The following is a 24,710-nucleotide window of genomic DNA, read 5'->3' as shown; positions in this document are numbered from 1 at the left end:
ACTGGGTTCCGGTGGTTGACGCTGACGGACGCGAGCGTGTCGAGGCGGTCTGGATGACGGCCCACGCGGCGAGCCACGCGCCCCACGCAGCCTGACAAAAGAATTTTCAGCGTTTTTCCATCTCGATGGAATGAATGTTCAAGTCAATGGGTTGGAGTCTTCGTACGGCTCCAGCCCATTGATCTCATTTCAGGAGAAACGCCATGACGAACACCAGCAACGAGACCAGCACCGTGCTTGACGACATCGCCGGCACCTACGTCATCGACGCGTCGCACACCCACATCGGGTTCAGCACGCGGCACGCGATGGTGACGACCGTCCGCGGCTCCTTCAAGGAGTTCGAGGGCACCGCGACCATCGACACCGCCACCCCGGCCAGCTCGACCGTCCAGCTCAGCATCACCGCCTCCTCGATCGACACCGGCAACGCCGACCGCGACGGTCACCTGCTCTCCGGCGACTTCTTCGAGTCCGAGGCCAACCCGCTGATCACCTTCTCCTCGACCGCGGTCGCGTTCGACGGCGAGACCTGGGAGATCACCGGCGACCTGACCATCAAGGGCGTGACCAACTCCGTCACCGTGCCGTTCGAGCAGACCGGTTCGGCGCAGGACCCGTGGGGCCAGACCCGCGTGGGCTTCGAGGGTGCGACCACGATCAAGCGCTCCGACTGGGGCCTGTCCTGGAACGCCGCGCTCGAGACCGGCGGCGTGCTCGTCTCGGACAAGATCAAGCTGACCTTCGACATCAGCGCGATCAAGCAGGCCTGACCACCCACCGGGTCCCAGCCCTGACGCTGAGCCGGGGGAAAGTAACGCGAACGGCGTTACCTTCCCCCGGCTCAGGGCGTTTCAGGCGTTACTTTGCTCAGGTTCACCTGAGCCGGAGCGGATCGTGACCCGGTAGGCGACGAAGCTCGGCACCGCGAGGGCGGCGATCACGGTGCCGACGATCACCAGCACACCACCGCCGATGGCCGTCGCGGACACTCCGACCGAGGTGGCGGCGACCGCACCGTGCAGGGTGTCGGCGATCCGGGGGCCGCCGGCGACCACGACGGTGAAGACACCCTGCAGGCGTCCGCGGACCGCGTCGTCGGCCGCCGACTGCAGGATCGAGGTGCGCAGCGAGGCGCTGAACATGTCGGCCGCACCCGCGACGGCGAGGCCGAACAGCGCGACCGCGAGCATCAGCTGCCAGTGGATGTGCACCGCCAGTGCGTCGGCGACGCCGTAGACGACGATGCCCAGGCCCCAGACCAGGATGCAGATGATCACGGCCAGGCCCTGGCGGGAGACCCGGGAGAGCCAGCCACCGAAGACCCCACCGACGACGGCACCGGCCGGGATCGCGGCGAAGAGCAGCGCGAGCGCCAGTCCGCCCTCGGTCGAGCCGTGGAAGTGGGTGTGCGCCTGCTCGGGGAACAGCGCGCGCGGCATGCCGAAGACCATCGCGATCAGGTCGACGACGAAGCTCATCATCAGGATCGGCTGACCCTTGAGGTAGACCAGACCGTCGATCACCGAGCGCAGCCCCGGTGACTGGGTGACGCCCTCGACCGGGAGCTTCGGCAGTCGGATGACGGCGTACAGGGTGGCGAACATCGCGACGGTGTCGAGGAAGTAGAGCCAGGCGAACCCGGTGATCGGGATCAGCACGCCGGCCAGCAGCGGTCCGGCGATGCCGCCGGCCATCGCGACCGTGTAGTGCAGCGAGTTCGCCGCCGGCAGCACCTCGTCGTCGACCAGCTTGGGCAGGATCGCCCCGCGGGTCGGCATGTTGACCGCAAAGATGGCCTGCTGCACAGCGAACAGCACGAGCAGGCCCCACACGTTCATCCCGCCCGCGGCGGCCTGGAACCAGAACAGCGCGCTGGTGATGATCAGCCCGACGGTGGTGATCTGCAGGATGGTGCGGCGGTCGAAGGCGTCGGCGAGCGCCCCGCCGTAGAGGCCGAACACGATCAGGGGGATCAGGCCGAACAGACCCGTCAGGCCGACGTACGCCGACGAGCCGGTCTGGACGTAGATCTGGACCGGGATCGCGACGACGGTCAGCTGGGCTCCGACGACCGTGATGATCTCGGCGAGCCAGAGACGGCGGAAGTGCGGGTTCTGCAGGGGACGGGTATCAGCCAACAGATCCTTGAGCGCCATAACCGGGGTGAACTTACCCGTCGCGGGTCAGATGACGTAGTTCCCCACGATGTAGAGCCGCTCGCGCTCACCGTGACGGACCACGTACTGCAGCCGCACCTCCTCGCCCGCCCAGCTCTTGGGGAGCCGGATCAGCGCCGGCAGCTCACCGAACTCGGTGGCCTGGTAGTTCACCCGGGCGTCGTCGAGCTCGATCGTGCAGGTCGCCATCGTCGCGTCGCCCTGCGACTCCAGCGGGCACACCCGGACGTCGGGGCGACCCAGCGGGCGACCGACCTCGATCAGGGCGGAGAACTCCAGGACGGAGCCCTCGACCGCCTTCGGCACCCACACCCGGATCGGGTACCAGGTGCCCGCCTTCGGCGTCTCCGGCAGCCCGGAGACCAACGGGCCCGCGTAGGACAGGGCGCCCGAGTCCGGGTCGACCCGGTAGTCGACGTCCTGGTTGCCGCGCGTGACGATGACGCCCAGCGCCAGCACCAGACAGGCCACCAGCACACCGGCCAGGATCAGCACGCGCCGCGATTTCATTGCCGAACACTAGAGCCCCCTTCACGAGTGCGCGGCTACTCTCGCGAGGTGACGTCGATCGAGCCCCTGGCCCTCCCCGCACCCGATGCCTTCACGAGCTGGCTCACCGCCCGCGGCGCGGCCAAGCTCGATCACGCCCGGGCCCTGGCCGACCGGCTCCGCAGCGAGACCCCGTCCTCGACCGAGGAGGTGCTGGAGGTGTGGAACGCGGTCGAGACCGCGCTGAGCAACGTCAGCTCCCCCGCGTCGCTGCTCTCCTCGGTGCACCCCGATCCCGCCACCCGTGAGGTCGCCGAGGGCCTGCTCGTCGAGGTCGAGCGGCTGAGCACCGGCTTCAGCCTCGATCCCGAGCTGTTCGCCGCGTTCGACGCGTTGTCGGCCGACGACCTCGACCCGACCGCGGCGCGGTACCTCGCCCGGATCCTGCGCGACTTCCGGCGTTCCGGCGTGGACCGCTCCGAGGCCGACCGCGCCCGGGTCGCGGAGCTCAACGAGCGGCTGACCGAGCTGGGCATCGAGTTCTCCCGGGTGCAGCGCGACGACGTCCGGTCGCTGCGGCTCACCCCGGCCGAGCTCGCCGGTCTGCCGGCCGACTGGATGGAGGCGCACCCGGTCGACGAGAACGGCATGGTCACGGTCACCACCGACTACCCGGACGCGTTCCCGGTGCGCACCTTCGCCACCGACCGCGCCACCCGGGTGGCGATGCTCACCACCATGCAGAACAAGGGCTACCCGGTGACGGAGCGGCTGCTGGGCGAGATGTTCGACCGGCGCCACGAGCTCGCCACGCTGCTGGGGTACGCCGACTGGCCGTCGTACGACGCCGAGGTGAAGATGATCGGCTCCGGGCCGGCGATCCCGGAGTTCATCGACCGGATCGCCGCCGCCGCCGAGGCCCCGATGCAGCGCGACCTCGCCGTCCTGCTCGAGCGGCTGCGCGTCGACCACCCCGGAGCCGACCAGGTCACGGGTGCCGACACCGCCTACTACTCCGAGGTCGTGCGTCGCGAGAAGTACGACGTCGACGCCCAGCTCGTGCGCACCTACTTCGACTTCGCGAAGGTCCGCACCGGCCTGCTCGACGTCACCGGTCGGCTCTTCGGCCTCGAGTACGTCCCGATCGATGACGGGTCCTGGCACCCCGACGTGGTGGGCTTCGACGTGCTGCGCGACGGCGAGCGGATCGGACGACTGCGGCTCGACCTGCACTCGCGCGAGGGCAAGTACAAGCACGCCGCGCAGTTCACCCTGGCCGACGGTCGCGCCGGCGAGCAGCTCCCCGAGGGCGTGCTGGTCTGCAACTTCCCCCGTGGCCTGATGGAGCACGACGACGTCGTGACGCTCTTCCACGAGTTCGGCCACCTGCTGCACCACATCCTCGGCGGCCACTCCCGGTGGACCCGCTTCTCCGGGGTGGCGACCGAGTGGGACTTCGTCGAGGCGCCCTCGCAGATGCTCGAGGAGTGGGCCTGGGACGCCGCCGTCCTGGCGACCTTCGCCACCAACGCTGACGGCGAGCCGATCCCCGCTGACCTGGTCGCCCGGATGCGGGCGGCCGAGGAGTTCGGCACCGGCATCCAGGCCCGGCAGCAGATGTTCTACGCCGCGATCTCCTACTGGTTCCACGCCGACGCGGCCGGTGGCGCGCGAGCCGACCACACCGGCCGGATGATCGAGCTGCAGGAGCGCTACGCGCCGACGCCGTGGATCGAGGGCACCCACTTCTACGCCGACTTCGGTCACCTCGGCGGCTACTCGTCGGCGTACTACACCTACATGTGGTCGCTCGTGATCGCGAAGGACCTGTTCTCCGCCTTCGACCCCACCGACCTCTTCGACCCCGCCGTCGCCGGGCGCTACCGCGACCGGATCCTCGCCCGCGGCGGAGAGGCGGACGCCGCCGACCTGGTCGCCGACTTCCTCGGCCGCCCCTTCAGCTTCGACGCGTACGCCGCCTGGCTGGCGCGCTGATCCTGTTTCTGCCGCGCGCGGACAGCCGGGGCTGGATCCTTGATGCGCACCCGTCGGGCGTTGATCCGGATGCTGACGGTCGTGCTGATCGGCACGGCGGCGATCTGGGTGGCCTCAGGAACGTGGATCGGCGCGGCCTTCTACCTGGTCGTCATGATCGCCCTGCTGATCCCGGTCCGGATCATCCGCTTCACGAAGCAGCTCCGACAGAGCCTGCCGGTGGGGACGGTCATGGAGACGACGTTCACGGCCGACGAGGTCGCGCGCATCCGGGCCCAGCACTAACTGGTCTTGAACCACCGCCCGATCGCCCGATCCGGCCGGTTTCAAGACCAGTTAGTTTCCTAGGGCGGCGGGCCGGCGCTCAGCCGGCGAGGGCGACCGCGACGGCGGTGCCGAAGGCTGCGTTGTTCTTCACCAGCGCGATGTTGGCCGTGAGTGAGGCGCCGTCGGTGAGCTCGACGATCTTGGCCAGAAGGTAGGGCGTGATGTCCTTGCCGGTGACCCCGTCGGCATCGGCGGCAGCGAGGGCGCGGTCGATGATCGCGCCGATCTCCGCGGCGGGGATCTCGTCGGCGACCGGGATCGGGTTGGCGATCACGACACCGCCGGTGAGCGCGAGGCCCTCCCACTTCGCCCGCAGCACGTCGGCGGTCTCGACCGCGCCGTCGACCCGCATCGGCGAGGCGAAGCCGGACTCGCGCGAGTAGAACGAGGGGAACTCGTCGGCGCCGTTGACCAGCACGGGCACGCCGAGGGTCTCCAGCGTCTCGAGGGTGAGACCGATGTCGAGGATCGACTTCACGCCCGCACTGACCACGGCGACGGAGGTCTGGCCGAGCTCGGTCAGGTCGGCTGAGACGTCGAACGACTCCGAGGCACCGCGGTGCACGCCCCCGAGGCCGCCGGTGACGAAGACCCGGATCCCCGCGAGCGCAGCGAGCCGCATCGTCGAGGCGACGGTCGTCGCTCCGTGCATCCTGCGCGCGACCACGAACGGCAGGTCCCGCACCGACACCTTGGTGACGTCGGGGGCGGAGCCGAGCAGCTCGAGCTCGTCGTCGCTCAACCCGATCCGGGGGACGCCGTCGAGGATCGCGATCGTCGCGGGCACGGCACCGCCGGCGCGGACGATGGCCTCGACCTCGCGGGCCATCGCCACGTTGCGCGGGTAGGGCATGCCGTGGCTGATGATCGTCGACTCGAGGGCGACGACCGGCCGGCCCTCCTCGAGCGCGGAGCGGACCTCCTCAGTGAGCTGCAGCACGGACGATCCTCTCCAGGGTCGGTCGGTCCAGGTCGGGGGCGACGGTGTGGGTGCTGGCGATGGTCACCGCCGCAGCGGCGTGACCGAGCCGGGCCGCGCGCTCCAGCGGCACCCCGTCGACGAGCGCGGCACAGGCGACCCCGACCATCGCGTCGCCGGCGCCGGTCACGTCCACCACCGTCGTCGGGTACGGCGCCAGCGCGATCTCCTCGCCGGGGCCGATGAGGAGCGCACCGGACTCACCGAGGCGGACCCAGACCCAGCTGGTTCCCCGCTCACGCAGGACCGCAGCCGCGGCCCGGACCTCGTCGAGCGTCGTCGTGGGCAGCTGCGTCAGGGCGGCGAGCTCCGCCCGGTTGGGCGTGATCACGAACAGCGGACGGGCGCGGGTGAGCAGCGGGGCGAGGCGTTCGGCCTTCGGCACCGAGACCGGGTCGAGGACGACGCGGTGCATCCGGGTGGCGGCCACCTCGATCAGCTCGGCCAACGTGGCGGCGGCGAGGTTGCCGTCGACCACGACCAGCGAGCCGGCCGGAGCCTCGCGCAGGACCCGGAGCACGGGGGCGGGATCGAAGTGGTCGATCGCGGTCATGTCGGCGACGGCGCCGATCAGCTCACCGCTGGCGGTGAGGAGCGCGGTGTAGGTGCCGGTCGGCTGCGCACCGACCTGGACGAGGTCGACGTCGACTCCGGCGGATCGGGTCGTGACCAGCAGCTCCGAGCCGAGCGCGTCGTCACCGACGATGGAGGCGAAGGTGACGGAGGCGCCGTACCGGACGGCGTTCTCGGCGATGTTGCGCGCCACCCCGCCCGGGGCGAGCGTGGTGCTGCCGGGGTTCGAGGTCGCCGGCACCCAGGTCGCCGCCGGACGCGCCTTGAGGTCCATGTTGGCGGCGCCGATGACGACCAGGATCCCGGGGAGGGTCATGCGGTCGTGCCCGGCCAGCCGTCCGGGATGCAGGCCGCGACGAGCTCACCGATCGGCCCCGCGCTCGCGCCGAAGGCACCCATCGAGAGCAGCACGTTGAGCAGCATCCCCTGGGCGATGAAGTCGCGCACCCGCTCGTCCTCCCAGCCGGTGCGGCGCAGGGTGAGGAAGATCCGCCCCATCCCCTCGCGGGCGGCGGCGGAGATCTCGGGGGTGGAGGAGGCGAAGCCGTGCATCATCACGTGCAGGAAGTCGCTGTCGGCGAGGAGCTCGAGGTAGGCCGCACCGAGCCGGTCGCCGCCGTCGCCGTCGGGATCGGGGTCGAAGCCGTCGTCGACGATCGCGACGAAGGCGTCGTCGATGCTGGCGCAGGCCCGGTTGAAGACCTCGAGGAAGAGGTCGAGCTTGGTGCCGAAGAGGCGGACCACGTAGGGCTGGCTGACCCCGGCCTCCTTGGCGACGTGGTCGGTGCTGGTGCCGGCGTACCCGCCGCGGGCGAAGGCCCGGGTCGCGGCTTCGAGGATGAGCTCTCGGCGCTCCTCGGCAGGCATCCGCACATTCATGGTTGACATGTTATCAGTCGATTACTTACGCTCGTCGAGGCTTAGTAATCATTCAATGCCAACAACAGCTTCGGGAGTCTCGATGTCCACCACGCTCACCCGCCCCGCGGAGCGTGCGGCTGTCCGCACGAGTCCGCTCTGGCTGACGATCCTCGCCGTCAGCCTCCCCATGTTCATGGCCACGCTCGACAACCTGGTGATGACCACCGCGCTGCCGGTGATCCAGGTCGACCTCGGCGCCAGCGTCGGCGAGCTCTCCTGGTTCCTCAACGCCTACACGTTGGCGTTCGCGACCTTCATGCTCCCGGCCGCCGCGCTCGGTGACCGGATCGGACGCCGCCGCGTGATGATCGTCGGCATCGTCGTCTTCACCCTCGCCTCGATCGGCTCGGCGCTCTCGACGACGTCGGAGGCGCTGATCGCTGCCCGCGCGGTCCAGGGCATCGGCGCGGCGGCGATCATGCCGCTCTCGCTCTCCCTCCTCGCGGCCAACGTGCCCGACAAGATGCGCTCGGCCGCGATCGGGATCTGGGGCGGCGTCTCCGGCCTCGGCGTCGCGCTCGGCCCGGTGATCGGTGGCGCGGTCGTGGACGGGATCAACTGGCAGGCGATCTTCTGGATCAACGTGCCGGTCGCCATCCTCGCGATCCCGCTGATCCTGGTCGCGGTGCGCGAGTCCCGCGGCGCGTTCGTCCGGCTCGACCCGCTCGGCACCGCGATCCTCGGCGGCGCCGTGCTGCTCGGGATCTGGGGCATCGTCCGCGGCAACGACGACGGCTGGACCTCCCCCGAGGTGCTGATCCCGCTGATCGTCGCAGCCCTGCTCATCCCGGCGTACGTGCTGCACGCCTCCCGGCGTGTCGACGCCGTGCTCCCGCTGCGCCTGTTCCGCTCGCGCCAGTTCAGCCTGGCCAACGTGATCGCGCTCGGCTTCACCGCCGGCATGTTCGGCGCGGTCTTCCTGCTCTCCCAGTACCTCCAGGTGGTGGAGGGCTACTCACCACTCGGCGCCGGCGTGCGGACCCTCCCCTGGACGGCGGCGCCGATGGTGATCGCCCCCATCGTCGGGATCATCGCCCCGCGGATCGGGGTCCGACCGATCCTGATCGTCGGCCTCGCCTTCCAGGCCGCGTCGCTGATCTGGTTCGCGGCCCTGACCGAGAACGGCTCGCCCTACCCGCAGTTCATCCCGGCGCTCGCGCTGGCCGGCATCGGGATGGGCATGGTCTTCCCGTCGATCTCCAACGCCGTGATGAACGACCTGGCCGAGGACGACTTCGCGATCGCCAGCTCCTCGAACTCCACCATCCGTGAGTTCGGCGTCGCCGTCGGCATCGCCCTCCTGACCGCGGTCTTCCTCGGCAACGGCGGCACCATCTCGCCCAGCGGGTACGACGGCGCGATCGGGCCGGCGCTCCTCACCGGCGCCGGCCCGGTCCTGGTCGGGCTGGTCGCGGCGATCGCGCTGCCCCGCCGGGCCAAGCAGAACGCCTAACGACTCGTCCGGTGCACCGGACGCCACCCGGGCCTCGGCGTCGAGTCGACGAGGACCCGGGTGTAGTCGTCCTGGGGCCGGTCCAGCACGTCGTCGGCGGTGCCGGTCTCGACCACCCGCCCCCCGCGCAGCACCACGACGTCGTCGGCCAGCTGGCGCACGACGCCGAGGTCGTGGGTGATGAAGAGGTACGCCGTCCCGAGCTCGCGCTGCACGCTCGCGAGCAGGTTCAGCACCTGGGCCTGGACCGAGACGTCGAGGGCCGAGACCGCCTCGTCCAGGACCAGCACCGACGGACGGGGGGCCAGGGCGCGGGCGATCGCGACCCGTTGCCGCTGCCCTCCGGAGAGGTTGCGAGGACGCAGCCCGGCGTGCCGGTCGGAGAGACCCACCCGCTCGAGCAGCTCGACCACCTCGTCCCGGCTCGCGCGACGGTCGAGCGAGATCGCCTCGGCGATCGCGTCACCGATCCGCTGACGGGGATCCAGGGTCTGGAACGGATCCTGCGGCACCAGCTGGAGCTGCCCACCACGGCGCCGTCGGTCAACCGCGGACCGGGCAGCGACGCTGCGCTCCTCCCCGCAGACCACGACCCGTCCCGAGCTGGCGGAGGTCAGCCCGGACAGCACCGCCCCGACGGTCGACTTCCCGGCGCCGGACTCACCCACCAGCGCGGTCGTCCGGCCGGGGAGCACGGTCAGCGAGACGTCGTCCACCGCACGGCGCACCGTCCCGCCCGTGCCCGGGTACTCCTTGACCAACCCGTCGACCTCGATCACCGGCTCGATCGTCGCGTCGTTCATGCGGCCAGCTCCTCGGCTCGGTGGCAGCGGACCTCGGACCCGGCGACGTGTCGCACCACCGGCAGCTCGGCGGCACACACGTCGATCGCCAGGGGGCAGCGGCTCGCGAACGGGCAGCCCCCGCCCGAGGCGACGGCCGTCACCGGAGTGCCGGGGATGACCGGGAGCTCCGGCAGCCTCCGGTCCAGCGGAGGCCGGGAGGCGAGCAGGCCCCGGGTGTAGGGGTGCACCGGCTCGAGGTCGGCCGGCATCGTCTCCAGCACCCGACCGGCGTACATCACCACGATCCGGTCGCAGACCGCGCGGGCCAGGTCGAGGTCGTGGGTGACCAGCAGCATCGAGCTGCCGGCCTGGCGGCGCAGGTCGTCGGTGAGCGCGATGACGTCGGACTGGGTGGTGACGTCGAGCGCGGTCGTCGGCTCGTCGGCGAGAAGCAGGCTCGGCCGTTCCATCAGCACCGACGCGATCATCACCCGCTGCAGCAGCCCGCCGGAGAGCTGGTGGGGGTACTGCTCCATCCGCGCCGCGGCGTCGGTGATCCCCATCGAGGCCAGCATCGCCGCCGCCCGTTCGCTCGCCTCAGCGACGTCGTCGCCGAGGTCACGCGCACGCTCGGTGAGGAAGGCGCCGATCGGGTGCACCGGGTTGATCGCGGCCCGCGGGTCCTGGAAGACCATCCCGAGCGCCTGCCGGTGGCGGCGCAGCGCCTCGCCCCGCAACGCGAGCACCGAGGTGCCGGCGACCCGGATCGATCCGCCGGTCGTGGCGCCGTCGGGCAGGAGCCGTGCGATCGAGCGCAGGGTCATCGACTTGCCCGACCCCGACTCGCCCACCAGGCCGACGGCCTCGCCGGCCTCGACCGCGAGGCTCACCCCGCGCAGCAGCGGAACGCCCTGGACGGCCAGGGTCAGGTCCTCGATCTCCAGCAGGCTCATCAGTCCTCCTCCCCGCTCAGCTTCGACCCGAGCACCAGCAGCGACATCACCGTGATCACGACCAGCGCACCGGCGGCGATCACGCCCATCGGGTGGCCGCGCAGCAGCGCGTCCTTGTCGCTGGCCAGCACGCCCCAGTCGGCCTGCGGCGCCTGCACCGCCAGCCCGAGGAAGGACAGCGCGGCCAGGTCGATCAGGGCGTAGGCGAACGCGATGCTCGCCTGCCCCAGCAGCAACGGGGCGATGTTGGGCAGCACGTGCCGGGCGTTGATCCGGAACGCACCATGACCCTGCACCGACAGCACCTGCACGTAGGGCAGGTCGCGTTCGCGCTGGGCGGCGGTGACAGCCACCCGGCCGACGTACGGCAGGTAGGCGACGGCGAGCGCGATCACCGCTGCGCTGAGCCCGGCGCCGAAGACCGCGACGGCCAGGATCGCCAGCAGCAGAGCGGGAAGCGCGAACAGGATGTCGAAGACGCGGGTGATCGCCCACGACCCCCACCCGCCGCGCCAGGCGGCAGCCAGCGCGAGCGGGATGCCGATGCCCAGGGCGAGCAGCACGATCGCGGCCGGACCGACCAGGCTGGTCCGCGCGCCGTAGATCAGCCGCGAGGCGATGTCGCGGCCGGTCGCGTCGGTGCCGAGCCAGTGCGTCGGCGAGGGACCGAGGTAGGAGTCGAGCAGGCTGGCCTGGTTCGGGTCGTGCGGTGCCAGGACGGGTGCCAGCACGGCCAGCAGTACGACGGCCACGACCGCGACCGCGGCCACGATCCCGGCCGTGCCGAGATGCCTCTGCAGACGCCTCATGCCGCACGCGTCCGGGGGTCGAGCGCGGCGGCCAGCAGGTCGGCGAGCAGGTTGAGCACGAGGAAGGCGCCGACGACGATCAGCGCGATGGCCTGGACCACGGGGAAGTCCTTCTGCTGGACCGAGGAGATCAGGAGCTGGCCGAGGCCACCGAGGCCGAAGGCCTGCTCGACCACCACCGCGCCTGCGATCAGGCCGGCGATCTGGAGGCCGGCGACGGTGATGATCGGTGGGGCCGCGTTGCGCAGCACGTGGTCGCGGACCAGCCGGCTCGAGGAGATCCCGCGCATCTGCGCGGTGACGACGTGCTCGGAGCCGAGCTGACGGCGGGTCTCGGCCCGGGTGACGCGGGAGATCAGGCCGCTGGCGATGATCGCCAGCGCGATCGCCGGGAGCGTCAGCGAGTGCAGCGCTCCGAGGAAGCCGTCGCCCATGCCGTAGGCGGGGAACCAGCCCAGCCGGACGGCGAAGAGGCTGATCAGCACGCTGGCCGCGACGAACGCCGGCAGCGCGGTCGCCACCGAGGTGAGCGCCGTGACCGCACCGTCGACCGGACCGCGACGCAGCCCCGCGAGGAGCCCGCTGCCGACCCCGAAGATCAGGATCAGCACCGAGGCGTAGGCGATCAGGCTGAACGTCACCGCGGCCGGGTGCCCGATCCGGGCGGTGACCGGCTGCCGGGTGATCATCGAGATCCCCAGGTCGCCACGCAGCACCCGACCCAGCCACTCGACGTACCGGAGCACCACGTTCTGGTCCAGGCCGAGGTAGTGCCGCACCTGGGCCTGCACCTCGGGCGAGGGCGGCCGGGAGCCGAAGAGCACCTGCTCGGGACTGCCCGGCGAGGCGTAGACGCTGAGGTAGACCACCAGGCTCGCGACCAGGAGGGCCACGAGGACACCGGCGATCTTGCGCCGCACCTGCCGGGCAGTCACGACTACTTGGCTCCGACCGCGGCGGCCCACGGCGACGTCATGTACGAGAACGTCAGGGTGGAGCCGGTCAGGCGGGAGTTCTCGAAGAGGAGCGTGCGCGGCTGCACGATCGGGATGATCGGCAGGTCCGTCGCGAGCTGCTTCTCGGCGGCGATGACCAGGTCGGCGCGGGCGGCGTCGTCCGCGGTCGCGTCGGCCTGGGCCAGGTTCTCCTCGACCGTCGGGTTGGAGTAGCCGCTGAAGTCCATCACTCCGGCCTTGGTCCCGACGAGCTGGTCGAGCAGCAGCGGCTCGGGCAGCTCGACGTAGTTCTTGGTCAGGATCAGGTCGTAGGGCTCCCGCGCCGACGGGTCGGCGAAGATGGCCCCGTACTGCTGGTCCGGGATCCCGACGAGCTTGATCGTCACCCCGATCGAGGCCGCCTCCTGCTGCACGACCGTGGCGATCTGGCCGGACTCGACGTCGCTGGCCGGGTAGCCGAACTTCAGGGTCGGCACGGTGATGCCCTCGAGCAGCGCCTTGGCCGCGGTGGCGTCGGGCTTCGACTCGAAGGTGTCGTACGCCGCCTTGAACGTGTCCTGCGCGTAGCCCCAGACACCGGGACCGGAGACCTTGTAGAGCGGATCGGCGGTGCCGCCGTAGACGGTCTTGGCGATCCCGGCCCGGTCGATCACCCCCGAGAGCGCCTGCGCGATCGTGGAGTCGACGGGCTTGGTGAAGAGCAGGTCGACGTTGATCGGCGTGGAGCCCTCCTGGCCGACGTACAGCTTGCCGTTGGCGGCGTTCTGCAACGGGGCGGCGAGGTTGCTCGGCAGGGTGAGTCCGCCGTCGATCTTGCCGCTGGTCAGGCCGTTGGCCAGGGCAGAGGGGTCAGCCGGGTAGACGAAGGTGAACGTCGAGGCGTGTGCCGCGTTGTCCTGGTCCCAGTACTTCTCGTTCTTGGTCAGCACGAGCTTGCTGGTGCCGTCGTAGGACGTGAACTTGAACGGGCCGGTGCACATCACGCCGTCGGTCGGGCTGCCGAACGCGGGGCCCTTGGCCTCGGCGAACTTCTTCTCCACGACCGCGCCCGCCAGCGTGGCCAGCGCGGTGCTGAACGCCGCCGAGCGCTGCTTGAGGGTGACCGTGACCTCGTGCGGGCCGGTGGCCTTCACGTCGGTCACCTGGGCGAAGGTGCCGGCGTAGTTCGACAGGTACTTCGGGTCCATGTTGCGGCCGAGGCTGTAGGCGACGTCCTCGGCGGTCATCGGGGTGCCGTCCCAGAACGTGACGTCGTCGCGCAGCGTGATCACGTAGTGGGTGTCGTCGGTGTAGCCGAACTTCGTCGCCAGGCCCGGGGTGAGCTGGTAGTCGGGGGTGACCCGGACCAGCGGCTCGCACATGTTCGGGATCGCGGTCTCCTCGGGGTAGTCGGCCAGGCCGATCGGGTCGAGGGTGATCACGGGGCGGTAGCCGCCGTACCAGGTGACCGCGTCGACGTCTCCGGTCGCGGTGCCGGTGGTGGTCTCGGTCAGACCGACCTGGGTGACGGCCTTGCCCGACGGGGCGGCAGCACCGTTGCTGCCGCCGGAGTCGGAGCAGGCGGTGAGGCCCAGAGCGAGGAGGCTCGCCGTGGCCACGGCCACCAGCGGGCGGGAGGTGAAGGGGTTCATCGCAGTTCTCCTGGGGTCGTGGTTCGGTCGTGGCTGGGTCGTGGTCAGAGGGCGTGGTGGACGAGCTGGCCGTCCACGTAGGTGCGCGCGACGGCGGTGTCGGCGATCCGTGCGGTGTCATCGGCGGCGTCGAAGGGGTTCCGGTCGTGGACGACGACGTCGGCGTCCGCTCCCGGGGTGAGCTGGCCGGAGCCGAGCCGGGTGATCCAGGCCGAGCCCGACGTGTACGCCGCCAGCGCGACGCCCAACGGGATCGACTGGTCGGCTCCGAGGGCCGGGGTGCCGGCGGGGGCCTCGGCGCTGATCCGGTGCACGGCGGTGTGGATCGCCGCCCACGGGTCGGGGGTGCTGACCGGCCAGTCGCTGCCCATCACGAGGGTGGCGCCGTCGCGGTGCAGGGCGCCGAACGGGTACTGGCTCTCGGCCCGGTCGCCGAGGAACGGGATGGTGAGCTCGTCCATCTGCGGCTCGTGGCAGGCCCACAGCGCCTGCGCGTTCGCGGCGGCACCGAGGTGACGGAAGCGAGCGAGGTCGGCGGCGTCGACCAGCTGCAGGTGGGCGAGGTGGTGGCGTCGGTCGGCGGTGCCGTTGAGTCCCGCCGCCCGCTCGAGCGCGTCGAGGACGTCGCGCACGGCCTGGTCGCCGAGCGCGTGGGCGTGCACGCCGAACCCGGCTCCGTCGATCGCGGCGATCACGTCGTCGAGGTGGGCCGGCTCGAAGAAGCGCAGCCCGGTGCCGCCGCCGTGGTCGCCGTGCTGGCAGTAGGGCGAGAGAACGGCGGCGGTGAAGGTCTCCATCACGCCGTCCTGCATCACCTTGACGTGCGGCAGCGTGTAGCGGGCCGCCTCGCCGTCTGCTGCGGCCGCGGCGGCCGCCTCGGCGCGGAGGTCGACCAGGTGGGCGAGCTGCTTGGCGATGTCGTCGGCGTGGTCGCCGCCGTCGCGCTCCCACCACAGCGCACCGGCGACCCGGGCGGTCAGCCAGCCCGCGTCCTGGGCGGCGAGGTAGGTCCGGTGCTCGATGTCCTTGACCATCGCGTCCTGCCAGCCGGTGACGCCGAGGCTGTGCAGGTAGGCCTGTGCGGCGCGGAGCCCGGCCAGCCGGTCCTCGGCGGTGTCGGCCGGGACGAACCGCTCGACCAGGGTCATCGCGCCCTCGTGCAGCAGACCGGTCGGTCGGCCGTCGGCGTCGCGCTCGATCCGACCGTCGACGGGGTCGGGCGTGGTGGCGTCGATCCCGGCGACCTCGAGGGCGCGGGTGTTGACCCAGGCGGAGTGGTGGTCGCGGTTGGGCAGGTACACCGGGCGGTCGGCGACGATCGCGTCGAGCTGGGCAGCGGTCGGACGGCCGCCGGGGAAGGCGGCCATCGACCAGCCGGCACCGAGGATCCAGGCGGCGTCGGTGCTGTCGGCGTAGGCGGCCACCAGGGCGTCGTACTCCTCGGCGGTCTCGGCGCCGGTGAGGTCGCAGCGGATCCGCTCGAGGCCACCGACGATCGGGTGGACGTGCGCGTCGACGAAGCCCGGGGTGACCAGGCGGCCCTCGAGGTCGACCACGTCGTCGGCCCCGGCGAGGTACGGCGCCACCTCGGCGTCGCCGCCGATCGCGACGATCCGGCCGTCCCGCCAGGCGATGGCGCTGGCCCAGGAGCGCGCCGCGTCGGAGGTGAAGACTGCGCCGTTGCGCAGGACCGTCGTCGTCATGGGACGGTAGACAACTCCTGATTTACGGTGTTGTCAACAGTGTGGACAACACTTTGTGATAGATGTTTCGCATGGCAGAACGGAAACGGAGCGTCACCCTCACCCGGGAGGCGATCGTCGACCAGGCCCTCGTGCTGCTCGAGCGCGACGGCCTCGGGGCGCTCAGCATGCGGGCGCTGGGCAAGGAGATCGGCGTCGACGCGACCGCGTTCTACCGCCACTTCCGCGACAAGGACGAGCTCGTCCTGGCGATCTACGACCACGTCACCGAGGAGCTCGCCGCCGGGCTGCGCGACGTCCCCTCCGACCTCGGCTGGCGCGAGCGGCTCCTGGTCCTCGCTGACGGATCGTGGACGCTGGCCGAACGGCACCCGGCGGTCTTCAGCCTCGGCTTCGCCCGCACGACCGGTGGAACCGCCGAGCGCGAGATCGTCGAGTTCATCCTGTCCACGCTGGCCTCGACCGGGCTCTCCCCCGAGCTCGCCGTGCTGCACTACCGGGTCCTGGGCGATGCCATGCTCAGCGCCGGCGGCGCCCAGGCGACCGTGGCCAGCCTGGATCCGGCGCTGCGGGAGAAGGACGCCAACGCCTGGTCGCGGATCTACGCCGTCCTGCCCGAGGCCGACTACCCCGCCGCGCGTGCGCACGCCGCCGAGCTGGCGGTCGTCGACGAGCGCGCGATCTACGACGCGATGGTCGAGGCGATCCTCGACCGGATCGAGGTCGCCGTCAGCCTGTCAGGATCGTTCGCATGAGCGCGCGCAGCTTCGACACCCTGATCCACTCGCTCGAGGACCTCCCGCTGGAGGACGGCACGGTCGTGGCCGGCGCTCCGTCCGCCGGACTCGTCACCCTCGCTGCCCTCGGCGGGGTCGAGGTCGGCGTGTGGGAGCTGACCGAGGGCACGGTCACCGACACCGAGGTCGACGAGCTGTTCGTCGTCGTCGCGGGCCAGGGAACGGTGTCGTTCGAGGACGGCGAGACGATCGCGCTGCGCCCGGGGGTGCTGGTGCAGCTGCGCGAGGGCGAGCGGACCACGTGGGTGATCACCGAGACCCTGCGGAAGGTCTGGATCAGCGGCTGAGCGTGGTGCCGGCGGTCGCGCCGACGGTGGCGCCGACGAGGCGCAGGCAACGCTCGGTCATCGCGGCGGCCGACTCCTCCTGGTGCTCGAGCCACCAGTTGACCAGCGAGTCCACGATCCCGATCCAGACGGCGGTCATCGCCGAGACGTCGATGGGGTCGTCGATCCCGCTGAGCGCGAGCATCTCCGAGACGCCGTCGACGGCCAGTGCGGTGATCTGGTCGGTGTAGCGCGCGATCTCGGCGGCCACGTCGGCCTCGGACCGCGGCGCGGTCGGGTCGAAGAAGAGCCGCCACAGCCAGGGCCGGTCCTCCAGCGTCGTGAAGATCCCGGCCAGGGTGGCCACCCCGCGCTCGAGCCCGACGACACCGGAGTGCGCGATCCGCTCGATCTCGCCGACCAGGACGGCACCCGCGTGGTGCAGGCAGCCGCTCAGGAGGCCCTCCTTGGAGCCGAAGTACGCATAGACCAGCGGCTTGGAGATCCCGGCCCGCGCGGCGACGTCGGCGACCGAGGTGGCGGCGTACCCACGGGTGCCGAAGACCTCGCAGGCGGCGAGGAGGATCTGCTCCTCGCGCTCCTCGCGCGGCACGCCCTTGGTTCCGGCCATGGTCGAGAGTCTAGACATCGAATTGACCCGGGGGTAACTTACCCGAGAGTCAATTCAGTTCGGAGGGCCCCGTGAACGATCTCCTCGACCCGGCGAAGAACCCGGTCACCTACGCGATCCCGTTCTTCATCGCCTCGCTCCTGATCGAGCTCGCCGCGCTGCGGTGGCTGGACCACGACAACACGACCCTCGCCGGCGCACCCCGGACCGGGTACGAGCGCCGCGACTCCCGCACCTCGATCCTGATGGGCCTCGGGTCGCTGTTCTTCTCCCTCGCGCTGAAGATCGCCAGCTTCGGCGTCTTCGCCTGGATCTACGTCGAGATCGCGCCGTTCCACCTGCCGACCGACACCTGGTGGTCGTGGGCGCTGATGATCCTCGCGGTCGACTTCGCCTACTACTGGCAGCACCGGTTCGTGCACCGCGCCCGGGTCGGCTGGGCCGCGCACCAGGCACACCACTCCAGCGAGTACATGAACTTCGGCACCGCGCTGCGGCAGAAGTGGAACCCCTGGTTCGACTTCTTCTTCTGGCTGCCGCTCCCCCTGCTCGGCGTCGCGCCGTGGGCGATCTACTTCGCCTTCGGGATCAACCTGATCTACCAGTTCTTCGTGCACACCGAGCTGGTCGACAAGATGTGGCGCCCGATCGAGCTGATCTTCAACACCCCCAGCCACCACCGCGTGCACCACGGCTCCGACGCGATCTACCTCGACAAGAACTACGCCGGGATGCTGATCATCTGGGACCGGATGTTCGGCACCTTCCAGCCGGAGATCGCCCGGCCGACGTACGGCCTGACGAAGCAGGTCACCACGCACAACGTGATCAAGCTCGAGTACGGCGACTACCGCGCGCTCTGGGAGGACCTCAAGCGGGCGGAGAGCTGGCGTGAGCGTCTCGGCTACCTGTTCGCTCCGCCCGGCTGGGCGCCGGCGGGAAAGACTCCGACGCTGTCGACGGCGATCGAGCCGCTCCCCCGTCCGACTCGCGAGCACGCCACCTCCTAGTCACTCCGGTGCGGCAGGCTGTGCGCGTGCCGAGCCTGCTGACGATCGCCCGCGAGTGGGGTCGGATCGGCGTGCTCGGCTTCGGCGGGCCCCCGACGCACATCCGGATGCTGCGCGACCTCACGGTCGAGCGCGAGGGGTGGCTCGACGACCAGCAGTTCGAGGACGCGGTCGCCGCCTGCAACCTGCTGCCCGGGCCTGCATCGACGCAGATGTCGATCTTCACCGCCTGGCACCTGCGCGGGGTCGCCGGTGGGCTGGTCGGCGGGCTCGCGTTCATCCTGCCCGGCCTGGTCGCGATCCTCGCGCTCTCGGCGTTCTTCCTCGGTGATCCGCCCGCCTGGGTGGCTGGCGTCGGCCTCGGTGCCGGCGCTGCCGTCCCCGCTGTGGCCGTCCATGCCGGCTGGGGTCTGACCCCGCCGAGCTGGAGGCGCCGGGCGTCGTGGCGCTGGCTGGCCTATGCCGTTGCCGGTGGGGTCGGTGCCGTGGTGCTCGGTGCGTGGTTGGTGGTGCTGCTGCTGGCGTGCGGCCTGATCGAGGTCGTCGCGCGCCGCCCGGTGCGGGCGGGCCGTGTCGAGCTGGCCGCGCTCCCCCTGCTGCTGGCCCGGGGAACCGTTCCCGCCATCGGCACCGGCGTCGTCGGTGCCCTCGCCTGGACCTCCCTCAAGGTCGGGGCACTCTCCTACGGCGGCGGCTTCGTGATCATCCCGCTGATGCAGGCCGACGCCGTCGACCGTCATGGCTGGATGACGCAGTCCGAGTTCCTCAACGCGGTCAGCCTCGGCCAGATCACGCCCGGCCCGGTGACCCACACCGTGTCGGTCGTCGGCTGGGCGGCTGCTGGTCTCTGGGGCGCGCTGCTGGCCGCGGTGGTGGCGTTCGCTCCGTCGTTCGTCTTCGTGCTCGGCGGCGGGCGGCACTTCGACGGGCTGCGCTCGAACACCACCGCGCGGGCGTTCCTGGACGGCTCCGGTCCCGCGGCGATCGGTGCGATCTTCGGTTCTGCCGTGCTGCTGGCGATGGCGTTCGGTGTCTGGTGGCAGGTGCTCGTGGTGGCCGGAGCCCTGGTCTGGCTGCTGTTTCTGCGTCGCGGTGTCGTGAGTGTTCTGCTGCTGGCTGGGCTGGTGGGACTGGTGATCACACAGTTCTCCACGTAGGTCTCCACAGGGCCACCCGAGCCTCTGGCGGGTCCGCTCGACGTGACTTAGCCTCGAGAACATCGCCCTGTCTGGTCGGGGCGAATCTCGGGAGGCCAGAGCCAATGGGGAAGTCGCACATCGCCATCACGGCGCTGATGCTCGCCTGCTCGGCGTCCTTGGCCGGGTGCGGGTCCTCGGATCCGTCCAGTTCTCCGACCCCTTCGGTGTCCCCGTCCCCCACGGCTTCGTCGTCTCCCTCCCCCAGCGCGCCCGCCGCTCCCGTCATGCCCGCCGCAGCCAAGGAGCACTCGAAGGCTGGGGCCGAGGCGTTCGTCAGGTACTTCTGGGAGGTCGTGAACTACGCGCAGGCGACGGGGGATACGGAGATCCTTGCGGCCCTCTTCAGCTCTGGCTGCGCTGGTTGCCTGGGTGGCGTGGCGGCCATCGAAAGCACGTACATCGGCGGCGGCCATGTGGAGGGCGGCCGAGCCGATATCCGGGACCTTCGTGTCGAAGTTGGGTCGGCCGGCCAGACGTTTGTCGTCGCAGATGTCACTGTGAAGGTTCGGACAGCTCCGTCGAGGGTGATCTATCCGGACGCAGCCAAGAACCGCACCTTTCCAGGCGGGACGACCACCTACCACATGAACACCAGCGCCTCCTCGGACGAATGGTCAGTCAGCAAGTTGGAGGCCGCGACATGATTGCGAGGGCATTGGCGCTACTGGCGCTACTTCCGTTGCTGCTTCTGATTGCTCCCCCTGCAACAGCCGGATGTGACGTCAACTCAGGCCATGAGGTTTCGGGCGGCGATGGGTTGTTCAACGCTGGCGTGACAGATTCGACGAACTGCGATGAACCGATCAATGAGACCGGAACCACGCCGTCGGGACACTGGGTCTATCTCCCCGTCTGCAAGCTGGGCGGCACCGCCACCTGCGACGTTGATGCACAGGCGGTCTGCAGCGATGGAACGCCCATGGAGTACATCTACTTCCAGCCCGACGATGGGCCCGCCTGGGCCGGAACGACCAACTGCCCGGACGAGGCCGACCCTGATCCGGGCCCCACACTCGGCGACATCCTGCGCGCCTTCCGCAGCATCCCGCTCCCGGACTCCACCATCCAGATCGAGCCGCCGGACGGCGAGACGCTGGTGAACTTCAAGACCAACTTCCTCACCACGGCTCCGGCGTTCAACAGGACCGTGACCCTGCTGGGGCACGAGGTCGACTTCCGCATCCGGGCGACGTCGTACGCCTGGCACTTCGGGGACGGGACGAGCACGACGACACACTCCCCCGGCCGGCACTACCCGCACCTGGACAACACCCACGAGTACACCCGCAAGGGCAGGGTGCGGGCGAGCGTCGACACCACGTGGAGCGCGGACTACCGGGTCGACGGGGGCGCGTGGGCGCCGGTGCCGGACACCGTCACGATCGCCGGCGCCGGCCAACCGCTCCGCGTCCGGACTGCGACGCCGGTGCTCGTCACCGCCGACTAGAGGCTCAGAAAACAATTCGAGAAATGTTCTCGGGCAGGGTCTTCCAGCCCCGGAAATGTCGGTGCCCGTCCGTAGATTCGTCCCATGATCTCGGGAGGATCAGCAGTCATCGAGAAGCCCGAATCGCCCTCAACCAAGGGTGATCCGGCAGCGGTGCTGCGTGTCTTCGCCGAGTCCCAGACCGCCGCCCGGCGTGAAGAGGTGCGCCAGATCGCGTTGGCCGCCGCATTCGCTGAGTGTCACGAAGTCACCGACTGGCAGGCCGCCGCATCCTCGGTGGACGAGGCCGGTCCCGGTGCCGGCGGGGAACGTGTCCTCCTGCTCGGCGGGGACGGATCACCGTGGGTGGCCGAGTTCTGCGTGGTCGACTTCGCCGCCGCGACCGGGCGCAGCACCGCCTCGGCGCGAGCGTTCCTGTCGACCTCGCTGGCGTTGATCCATCGCCTCCCCCGCACCTGGGCCCGGGTGAAGGCCGGTGGGGTCGACGGGTGGCGTGCCCGCCGGATCGCCGAGACCACCCTCACCCTGTCCGCTGAAGCAGCCGCCTGGGTCGATCGTGAGGTCGCCGCCCGGGTCCAGAGCGTCGGCCTCCGGACCCTGGACCGGCTCGTGGGCGAGGCGATCGCCCGGTTCGACCCCGAACAGCTCGCCGCCCAGGAAGAGCTCGATCTGGACCGACGCCGTGTCGAGATCCTGCCGACCGTGACGGGCCGAGCGGTGACGACCGACGTGATCATGAACCTCGACACCCCCGATGCGTTCGACCTCGACCACGCCCTCGACGTCATCGCCGACCAGCTCCTCCTCGCCGACGGAGTGTGGGAGTCCAAGGCAGTACGACGAGCCCGCGCTGTCGGGATCCTCGCCCGCGGCGAGGCAGGCGGACTACCCGGTGCCGCACCAGCCCGGAAGGTCGAGCTGCAGGTCCGGATGGTCGAGGGCGACCCGGTCGCGACCCTCCACTCGCTGACCGGGCAGCCGTTGGGGATGGTGTCGGTCCCGCAGATCCAGGAGTGGTGTGCCGGGGCCCGAGTCGTCGTCCATCCCGTCCTGGACCTCGCGATCGAGGCAGCCTCGAACGGCAGGTACGCGTCGGTCAGGGTCCGCAACCAGGTCAGGATCACCGCAACCACGTGTGCGTTCCCCTACTGCGAGCACCCCGCCGAGACCTGCGACCTCGACCACATCGACCCTTGGGACCCCCAGGGGCCACCCCAGCAGTCCTCGACGAGGAACCTCGCGCCCCTGTGCCGCCTTCACCACCGGATCAAGACCTTCACCGCCTGGCGCTACCACCAGGGACTACCCGGGCTGTACTACTGGAAGAGCCCCGACGGCGACTCCTACCTCGTCGACCGCGACGGCACCCACATCCTCAGCCGCGGCGACCCACCACCCTGATCGGATCGCGCCTCAGGCGCGAGCTGCTCCGTCGGCGATCAGGTACTGCGCCGCCGTGTAGGTCGCCATCACCGCCGACTCGAGTCGCGCCGGCGGGTTCTTGAACAGGAACGTGCTCGAGCCGAGCATCGAGTCCGATGCCAGGAACAGTCCCGTCCCGACAGCGAGAGACCGCCGGGCTCGCGGCGACATGGCGGGGTCGAGATTCTGCGCCGCGGCCACCGTGCCCGACAACAGCGCCGAGTACGTCAGCACGGTCGCGCCCAGACCGCGGTTCTCACGCCAGGCGGCGCGCGCGATCACCGGAGCTGAGGCGAGCCAGGTCGCCGCGATCACCCGCGGCGCATCCCGCGAGGCCAGCGCACGAGAGGGGTCCTGGTGGCGCAGGAAGCCCGACGAGTACGCGGCATGCCCGACCCCGAACGCAGCCGAGCCCGCCATGAACGAGCGAGGGCCGTGACCGAGCAGCGCGATGTCCCCGATCCAGCCGGACGCCAGGCCCGCGAGGGTCGACGTCCGCAGCGGGGACGTCCGTGCCTGCTCGTCGACGGCCAGGGCGCCGGCCAACGTCGGCATCAGCAGCGGCTTGGTCACCCGCCGCGCCCGATGGGCCCACGGCTTGGTCGATCCCGCGAGGACGAGGTCGGTCACCGCGATCGCGGCAAAAGCGATTCGCAGCCTCGAGGACGTGGTCATGGGGGCAATATAGGGGCGGCGCATCTCCGACCAGTGAGGATCCCGATGATCATCGACGTTCCCGAAGGCAAGGACCCGATCATGTTCGTCTGGGGCGAGCTCGTCCCGGGGATCGGACCAGCGGCGTCAGCGTTCGCGATGAGCATCTACGAGCACAGCACCCTCGGGCTGCGCGAGTTCGAAGCGGCCCGGCTGCGGATCGCGCAGATCAACGGTTGCGTCTTCTGCCAGGACTGGCGCACCGAACGCGACGGCGTCACGGTCGAGGACACGTTCGCCACCGCCGTCGAGCAGTGGCCCACGACCAATGACTTCGACGACCGGACCCGCCTCGCCGCCGAGTACGCCGAACGCTTCGCCCTCGACCACCACGGCCTGGACGACGCGTTCTGGCAGCGGATGAAGGCGCACTACGACGACCGGGAGATCGCCGAGCTGTCGATGTGCCTTGGCTCGTGGATCTCGTTCGGCCGACTCAACCGGGTGCTGGGTCTCGATGTCGCCTGCGTGCTGCCCAGCCACCTCACGTCCTGAGGGTCACTCCGGGGCCCGCGTCGGCTCCTCGGTCGGGTCTTCCCAGTAGCCCTGGCAGGGTTGCTCGCCCTGGGTGGCACGGCACAGTGGCACGTACCAATCGGGGGGCGTGCTGTCGAAGTACGGCGGCACCGACCCGCGGCCGTTCCGGGGCACCCAGGTCACGGTCGCGACCTTCTGCGGGCCGACCGCGACGGCATACCGGGCCCGCGCCTTGGCCCGCGCCCGACGTTCGGCGGCCGCCGTCGGTCGCCGGTGTGCTTCGCGCAGCGCAGACTTCAGCTTCTTGCGTGCGATCCGCTTCTCCCTCGCCGAGGCCGGGCGCGTCGAGATCTCGGTGTTGCGCATCGTCGTCGAGACCGACCAGGACGCCGAACTGTGGTGCGACTCCCACCGCCTCCCGGTCTCCGGGTCGGTGCTGGTGACGACCGGTTCGTAGACCTCCGCGACCACCACCGCGGTCCGAGCGGGCACGACCCCAGCGTTGCCCCGGAAGGACCGGGGGAACCGGGAGAAGAGGTGCTGACCCTCCTGCACCACCCTGCCGGGCCCGGGATCGGCGTAGATGATGCCGCCGTCCTCCGACCAGGACTGTCCGAAGTGACTGGTCCGCACCGAGAACGCGCCGAACAGCGGCCCGGGACGCCGCGCCGAGGTGGTGGCGACCACGAGATCGCAACGCCGACCTGTGCCGACGACCTGGTAGGAGACGGCCTGCACGCTGAGTGAGGCGTCGGTGCCCTCTCCCGCGCGAATCCCCGCGCTGGCCGACCCGAGCCGCTGCAGTGAGCTGCTGGCCAGCGTGGTCCCTGCCTCGATCGAGCAGACCCGGGCGTGCCAGGCCGGAACCGTCGACGCAGCAACAGCTGACGACACAGCGGCAGCCGACGACGGCCCGAACGCTCCCAGGGAGAGGATCAGCGCCGACGCGAGGATGCCGGCCGGCACCCGTGGTGAGAGGGACATGGCCGGCAT

Annotated in this window: 26 protein-coding genes; 12 read left to right on the top strand and 14 right to left on the bottom strand. The window is 70.6% G+C overall.

Going from position 1 to position 24,710, the window contains the following annotated elements:
• Window positions 1-203: 203 nt before the first annotated feature.
• Window positions 204-773, top strand: a complete 570-nt coding sequence (locus ACZ5J1_RS17875; protein WP_464560974.1) for a YceI family protein — start codon at window positions 204-206, stop codon at window positions 771-773.
• A gap of 81 nt (window positions 774-854) precedes the next feature.
• On the opposite strand, the gene ACZ5J1_RS17870 is transcribed toward ACZ5J1_RS17875, so the two are convergent.
• A complete protein-coding gene (locus ACZ5J1_RS17870) occupies window positions 855-2,141 on the bottom strand; it encodes an MFS transporter (protein ID WP_464560972.1) in 1,287 nt (428 codons plus the stop codon).
• A gap of 45 nt (window positions 2,142-2,186) precedes the next feature.
• On the bottom strand, window positions 2,187-2,690 hold the full coding sequence (locus tag ACZ5J1_RS17865; protein ID WP_464560970.1) for a hypothetical protein: 504 nt from the start codon (window positions 2,688-2,690) through the stop codon (window positions 2,187-2,189).
• A 48-nt stretch (window positions 2,691-2,738) separates the two neighbouring features.
• Between ACZ5J1_RS17865 and ACZ5J1_RS17860 the strand changes: the two genes are divergently transcribed.
• Both ACZ5J1_RS17860 and ACZ5J1_RS17855 read left to right on the top strand, forming a co-directional pair.
• Window positions 2,739-4,664 (top strand): M3 family metallopeptidase, encoded by a 1,926-nt coding sequence (locus ACZ5J1_RS17860; RefSeq protein WP_464560968.1) that lies wholly within the window; start codon window positions 2,739-2,741, stop codon window positions 4,662-4,664.
• A 42-nt stretch (window positions 4,665-4,706) separates the two neighbouring features.
• The gene (locus tag ACZ5J1_RS17855; protein ID WP_464560966.1) at window positions 4,707-4,949 is read left to right on the top strand and encodes a hypothetical protein; all 243 of its coding nucleotides are present in this window, start codon (window positions 4,707-4,709) and stop codon (window positions 4,947-4,949) included.
• Between the two features lie 79 nt (window positions 4,950-5,028).
• On the opposite strand, the gene ACZ5J1_RS17850 is transcribed toward ACZ5J1_RS17855, so the two are convergent.
• From ACZ5J1_RS17850 to ACZ5J1_RS17840, 3 genes are read right to left on the bottom strand one after another with little or no spacing between them, the layout of a single operon-like run.
• Window positions 5,029-5,931, bottom strand: coding sequence for a pseudouridine-5'-phosphate glycosidase (locus ACZ5J1_RS17850; protein WP_464560964.1), 903 nt, complete (start codon window positions 5,929-5,931; stop codon window positions 5,029-5,031).
• Window positions 5,915-6,859, bottom strand: a complete 945-nt coding sequence (locus ACZ5J1_RS17845; protein ID WP_464560962.1) for a carbohydrate kinase family protein — start codon at window positions 6,857-6,859, stop codon at window positions 5,915-5,917. The genes ACZ5J1_RS17850 and ACZ5J1_RS17845 overlap by 17 nt, the downstream gene beginning before the upstream one ends.
• A complete protein-coding gene (locus ACZ5J1_RS17840; RefSeq protein ID WP_464560960.1) occupies window positions 6,856-7,422 on the bottom strand; it encodes a TetR/AcrR family transcriptional regulator in 567 nt (188 codons plus the stop codon). Before ACZ5J1_RS17840 ends, ACZ5J1_RS17845 begins: the two co-directional genes overlap by 4 nt.
• Window positions 7,423-7,504: 82 nt before the next feature.
• Between ACZ5J1_RS17840 and ACZ5J1_RS17835 the strand changes: the two genes are divergently transcribed.
• A complete protein-coding gene (locus tag ACZ5J1_RS17835) occupies window positions 7,505-8,917 on the top strand; it encodes a DHA2 family efflux MFS transporter permease subunit (RefSeq protein ID WP_464560958.1) in 1,413 nt (470 codons plus the stop codon).
• Here the strand turns inward: ACZ5J1_RS17835 and ACZ5J1_RS17830 are convergent.
• From ACZ5J1_RS17830 to ACZ5J1_RS17805, 6 genes are read right to left on the bottom strand one after another with little or no spacing between them, the layout of a single operon-like run.
• Window positions 8,914-9,720, bottom strand: coding sequence for an ABC transporter ATP-binding protein (locus ACZ5J1_RS17830; RefSeq protein ID WP_464560956.1), 807 nt, complete (start codon window positions 9,718-9,720; stop codon window positions 8,914-8,916). The genes ACZ5J1_RS17835 and ACZ5J1_RS17830 overlap by 4 nt on opposite strands.
• Window positions 9,717-10,655 carry an ABC transporter ATP-binding protein gene (locus tag ACZ5J1_RS17825; RefSeq protein ID WP_464560954.1) on the bottom strand — a complete coding sequence of 313 codons (939 nt, stop codon included), beginning with the start codon at window positions 10,653-10,655 and terminating at the stop codon, window positions 9,717-9,719. The genes ACZ5J1_RS17830 and ACZ5J1_RS17825 overlap by 4 nt, the downstream gene beginning before the upstream one ends.
• Complete coding sequence (locus tag ACZ5J1_RS17820; RefSeq protein WP_464560952.1) at window positions 10,655-11,464, bottom strand: ABC transporter permease; 810 nt, start codon at window positions 11,462-11,464, stop codon at window positions 10,655-10,657. The genes ACZ5J1_RS17825 and ACZ5J1_RS17820 overlap by 1 nt, the downstream gene beginning before the upstream one ends.
• On the bottom strand, window positions 11,461-12,399 hold the full coding sequence (locus ACZ5J1_RS17815) for an ABC transporter permease (protein ID WP_464560950.1): 939 nt from the start codon (window positions 12,397-12,399) through the stop codon (window positions 11,461-11,463). Before ACZ5J1_RS17815 ends, ACZ5J1_RS17820 begins: the two co-directional genes overlap by 4 nt.
• Before the next feature lie 2 nt (window positions 12,400-12,401).
• On the bottom strand, window positions 12,402-14,051 hold the full coding sequence (locus tag ACZ5J1_RS17810) for an ABC transporter substrate-binding protein (protein WP_464560948.1): 1,650 nt from the start codon (window positions 14,049-14,051) through the stop codon (window positions 12,402-12,404).
• 44 nt (window positions 14,052-14,095) lie between these two features.
• Window positions 14,096-15,754 carry an amidohydrolase gene (locus ACZ5J1_RS17805; RefSeq protein WP_464560947.1) on the bottom strand — a complete coding sequence of 553 codons (1,659 nt, stop codon included), beginning with the start codon at window positions 15,752-15,754 and terminating at the stop codon, window positions 14,096-14,098.
• Window positions 15,755-15,825: 71 nt separating this feature from the next.
• Between ACZ5J1_RS17805 and ACZ5J1_RS17800 the strand changes: the two genes are divergently transcribed.
• Together ACZ5J1_RS17800 and ACZ5J1_RS17795 are read left to right on the top strand one after the other, a co-directional pair.
• The gene (locus ACZ5J1_RS17800) at window positions 15,826-16,509 is read left to right on the top strand and encodes a TetR/AcrR family transcriptional regulator (protein ID WP_464560945.1); all 684 of its coding nucleotides are present in this window, start codon (window positions 15,826-15,828) and stop codon (window positions 16,507-16,509) included.
• A complete protein-coding gene (locus tag ACZ5J1_RS17795) occupies window positions 16,506-16,838 on the top strand; it encodes a cupin domain-containing protein (RefSeq protein ID WP_464560943.1) in 333 nt (110 codons plus the stop codon). Before ACZ5J1_RS17800 ends, ACZ5J1_RS17795 begins: the two co-directional genes overlap by 4 nt.
• Here ACZ5J1_RS17795 and ACZ5J1_RS17790 read toward each other — a convergent pair.
• Window positions 16,828-17,448, bottom strand: a complete 621-nt coding sequence (locus ACZ5J1_RS17790; protein WP_464560942.1) for a TetR/AcrR family transcriptional regulator — start codon at window positions 17,446-17,448, stop codon at window positions 16,828-16,830. The genes ACZ5J1_RS17795 and ACZ5J1_RS17790 overlap by 11 nt on opposite strands.
• Before the next feature lie 71 nt (window positions 17,449-17,519).
• On the opposite strand from ACZ5J1_RS17790, the gene ACZ5J1_RS17785 reads away from it, so the two are divergent.
• The 5 genes from ACZ5J1_RS17785 (at window position 17,520) to ACZ5J1_RS17765 (ending at window position 22,505) form a co-directional block, all read left to right on the top strand.
• Complete coding sequence (locus tag ACZ5J1_RS17785) at window positions 17,520-18,458, top strand: sterol desaturase family protein (RefSeq protein WP_464560940.1); 939 nt, start codon at window positions 17,520-17,522, stop codon at window positions 18,456-18,458.
• Window positions 18,459-18,484: 26 nt separating this feature from the next.
• Window positions 18,485-19,615, top strand: a complete 1,131-nt coding sequence (gene chrA / locus ACZ5J1_RS17780) for a chromate efflux transporter (protein WP_464560938.1) — start codon at window positions 18,485-18,487, stop codon at window positions 19,613-19,615.
• A gap of 266 nt (window positions 19,616-19,881) precedes the next feature.
• A complete protein-coding gene (locus ACZ5J1_RS17775) occupies window positions 19,882-20,301 on the top strand; it encodes a DUF6318 family protein (protein WP_464560936.1) in 420 nt (139 codons plus the stop codon).
• A 275-nt stretch (window positions 20,302-20,576) separates the two neighbouring features.
• The gene (locus ACZ5J1_RS17770) at window positions 20,577-21,104 is read left to right on the top strand and encodes a PKD domain-containing protein (RefSeq protein ID WP_464560934.1); all 528 of its coding nucleotides are present in this window, start codon (window positions 20,577-20,579) and stop codon (window positions 21,102-21,104) included.
• 84 nt (window positions 21,105-21,188) lie between these two features.
• Window positions 21,189-22,505, top strand: a complete 1,317-nt coding sequence (locus ACZ5J1_RS17765; protein WP_464560932.1) for an HNH endonuclease signature motif containing protein — start codon at window positions 21,189-21,191, stop codon at window positions 22,503-22,505.
• Between the two features lie 12 nt (window positions 22,506-22,517).
• Here the strand turns inward: ACZ5J1_RS17765 and ACZ5J1_RS17760 are convergent, their stop codons facing one another.
• Window positions 22,518-23,201 carry a lysoplasmalogenase gene (locus ACZ5J1_RS17760; protein WP_464560930.1) on the bottom strand — a complete coding sequence of 228 codons (684 nt, stop codon included), beginning with the start codon at window positions 23,199-23,201 and terminating at the stop codon, window positions 22,518-22,520.
• 45 nt (window positions 23,202-23,246) lie between these two features.
• Here ACZ5J1_RS17760 and ACZ5J1_RS17755 point away from each other — a divergent pair, with 45 nt between their 5' ends.
• Window positions 23,247-23,735, top strand: a complete 489-nt coding sequence (locus ACZ5J1_RS17755) for a carboxymuconolactone decarboxylase family protein (RefSeq protein ID WP_464560928.1) — start codon at window positions 23,247-23,249, stop codon at window positions 23,733-23,735.
• Window positions 23,736-23,738: 3 nt separating this feature from the next.
• Here the strand turns inward: ACZ5J1_RS17755 and ACZ5J1_RS17750 are convergent, their stop codons facing one another.
• Window positions 23,739-24,701 (bottom strand): hypothetical protein, encoded by a 963-nt coding sequence (locus tag ACZ5J1_RS17750; RefSeq protein ID WP_464560926.1) that lies wholly within the window; start codon window positions 24,699-24,701, stop codon window positions 23,739-23,741.
• Window positions 24,702-24,710: the final 9 nt, after the last annotated feature.

It is taken from the genome of Nocardioides sp. JCM 18999, assembly GCF_055391175.1.
Note: the sequence above shows the minus strand (reverse complement) of the source record. Positions and strands in the feature narration are given on the sequence as shown.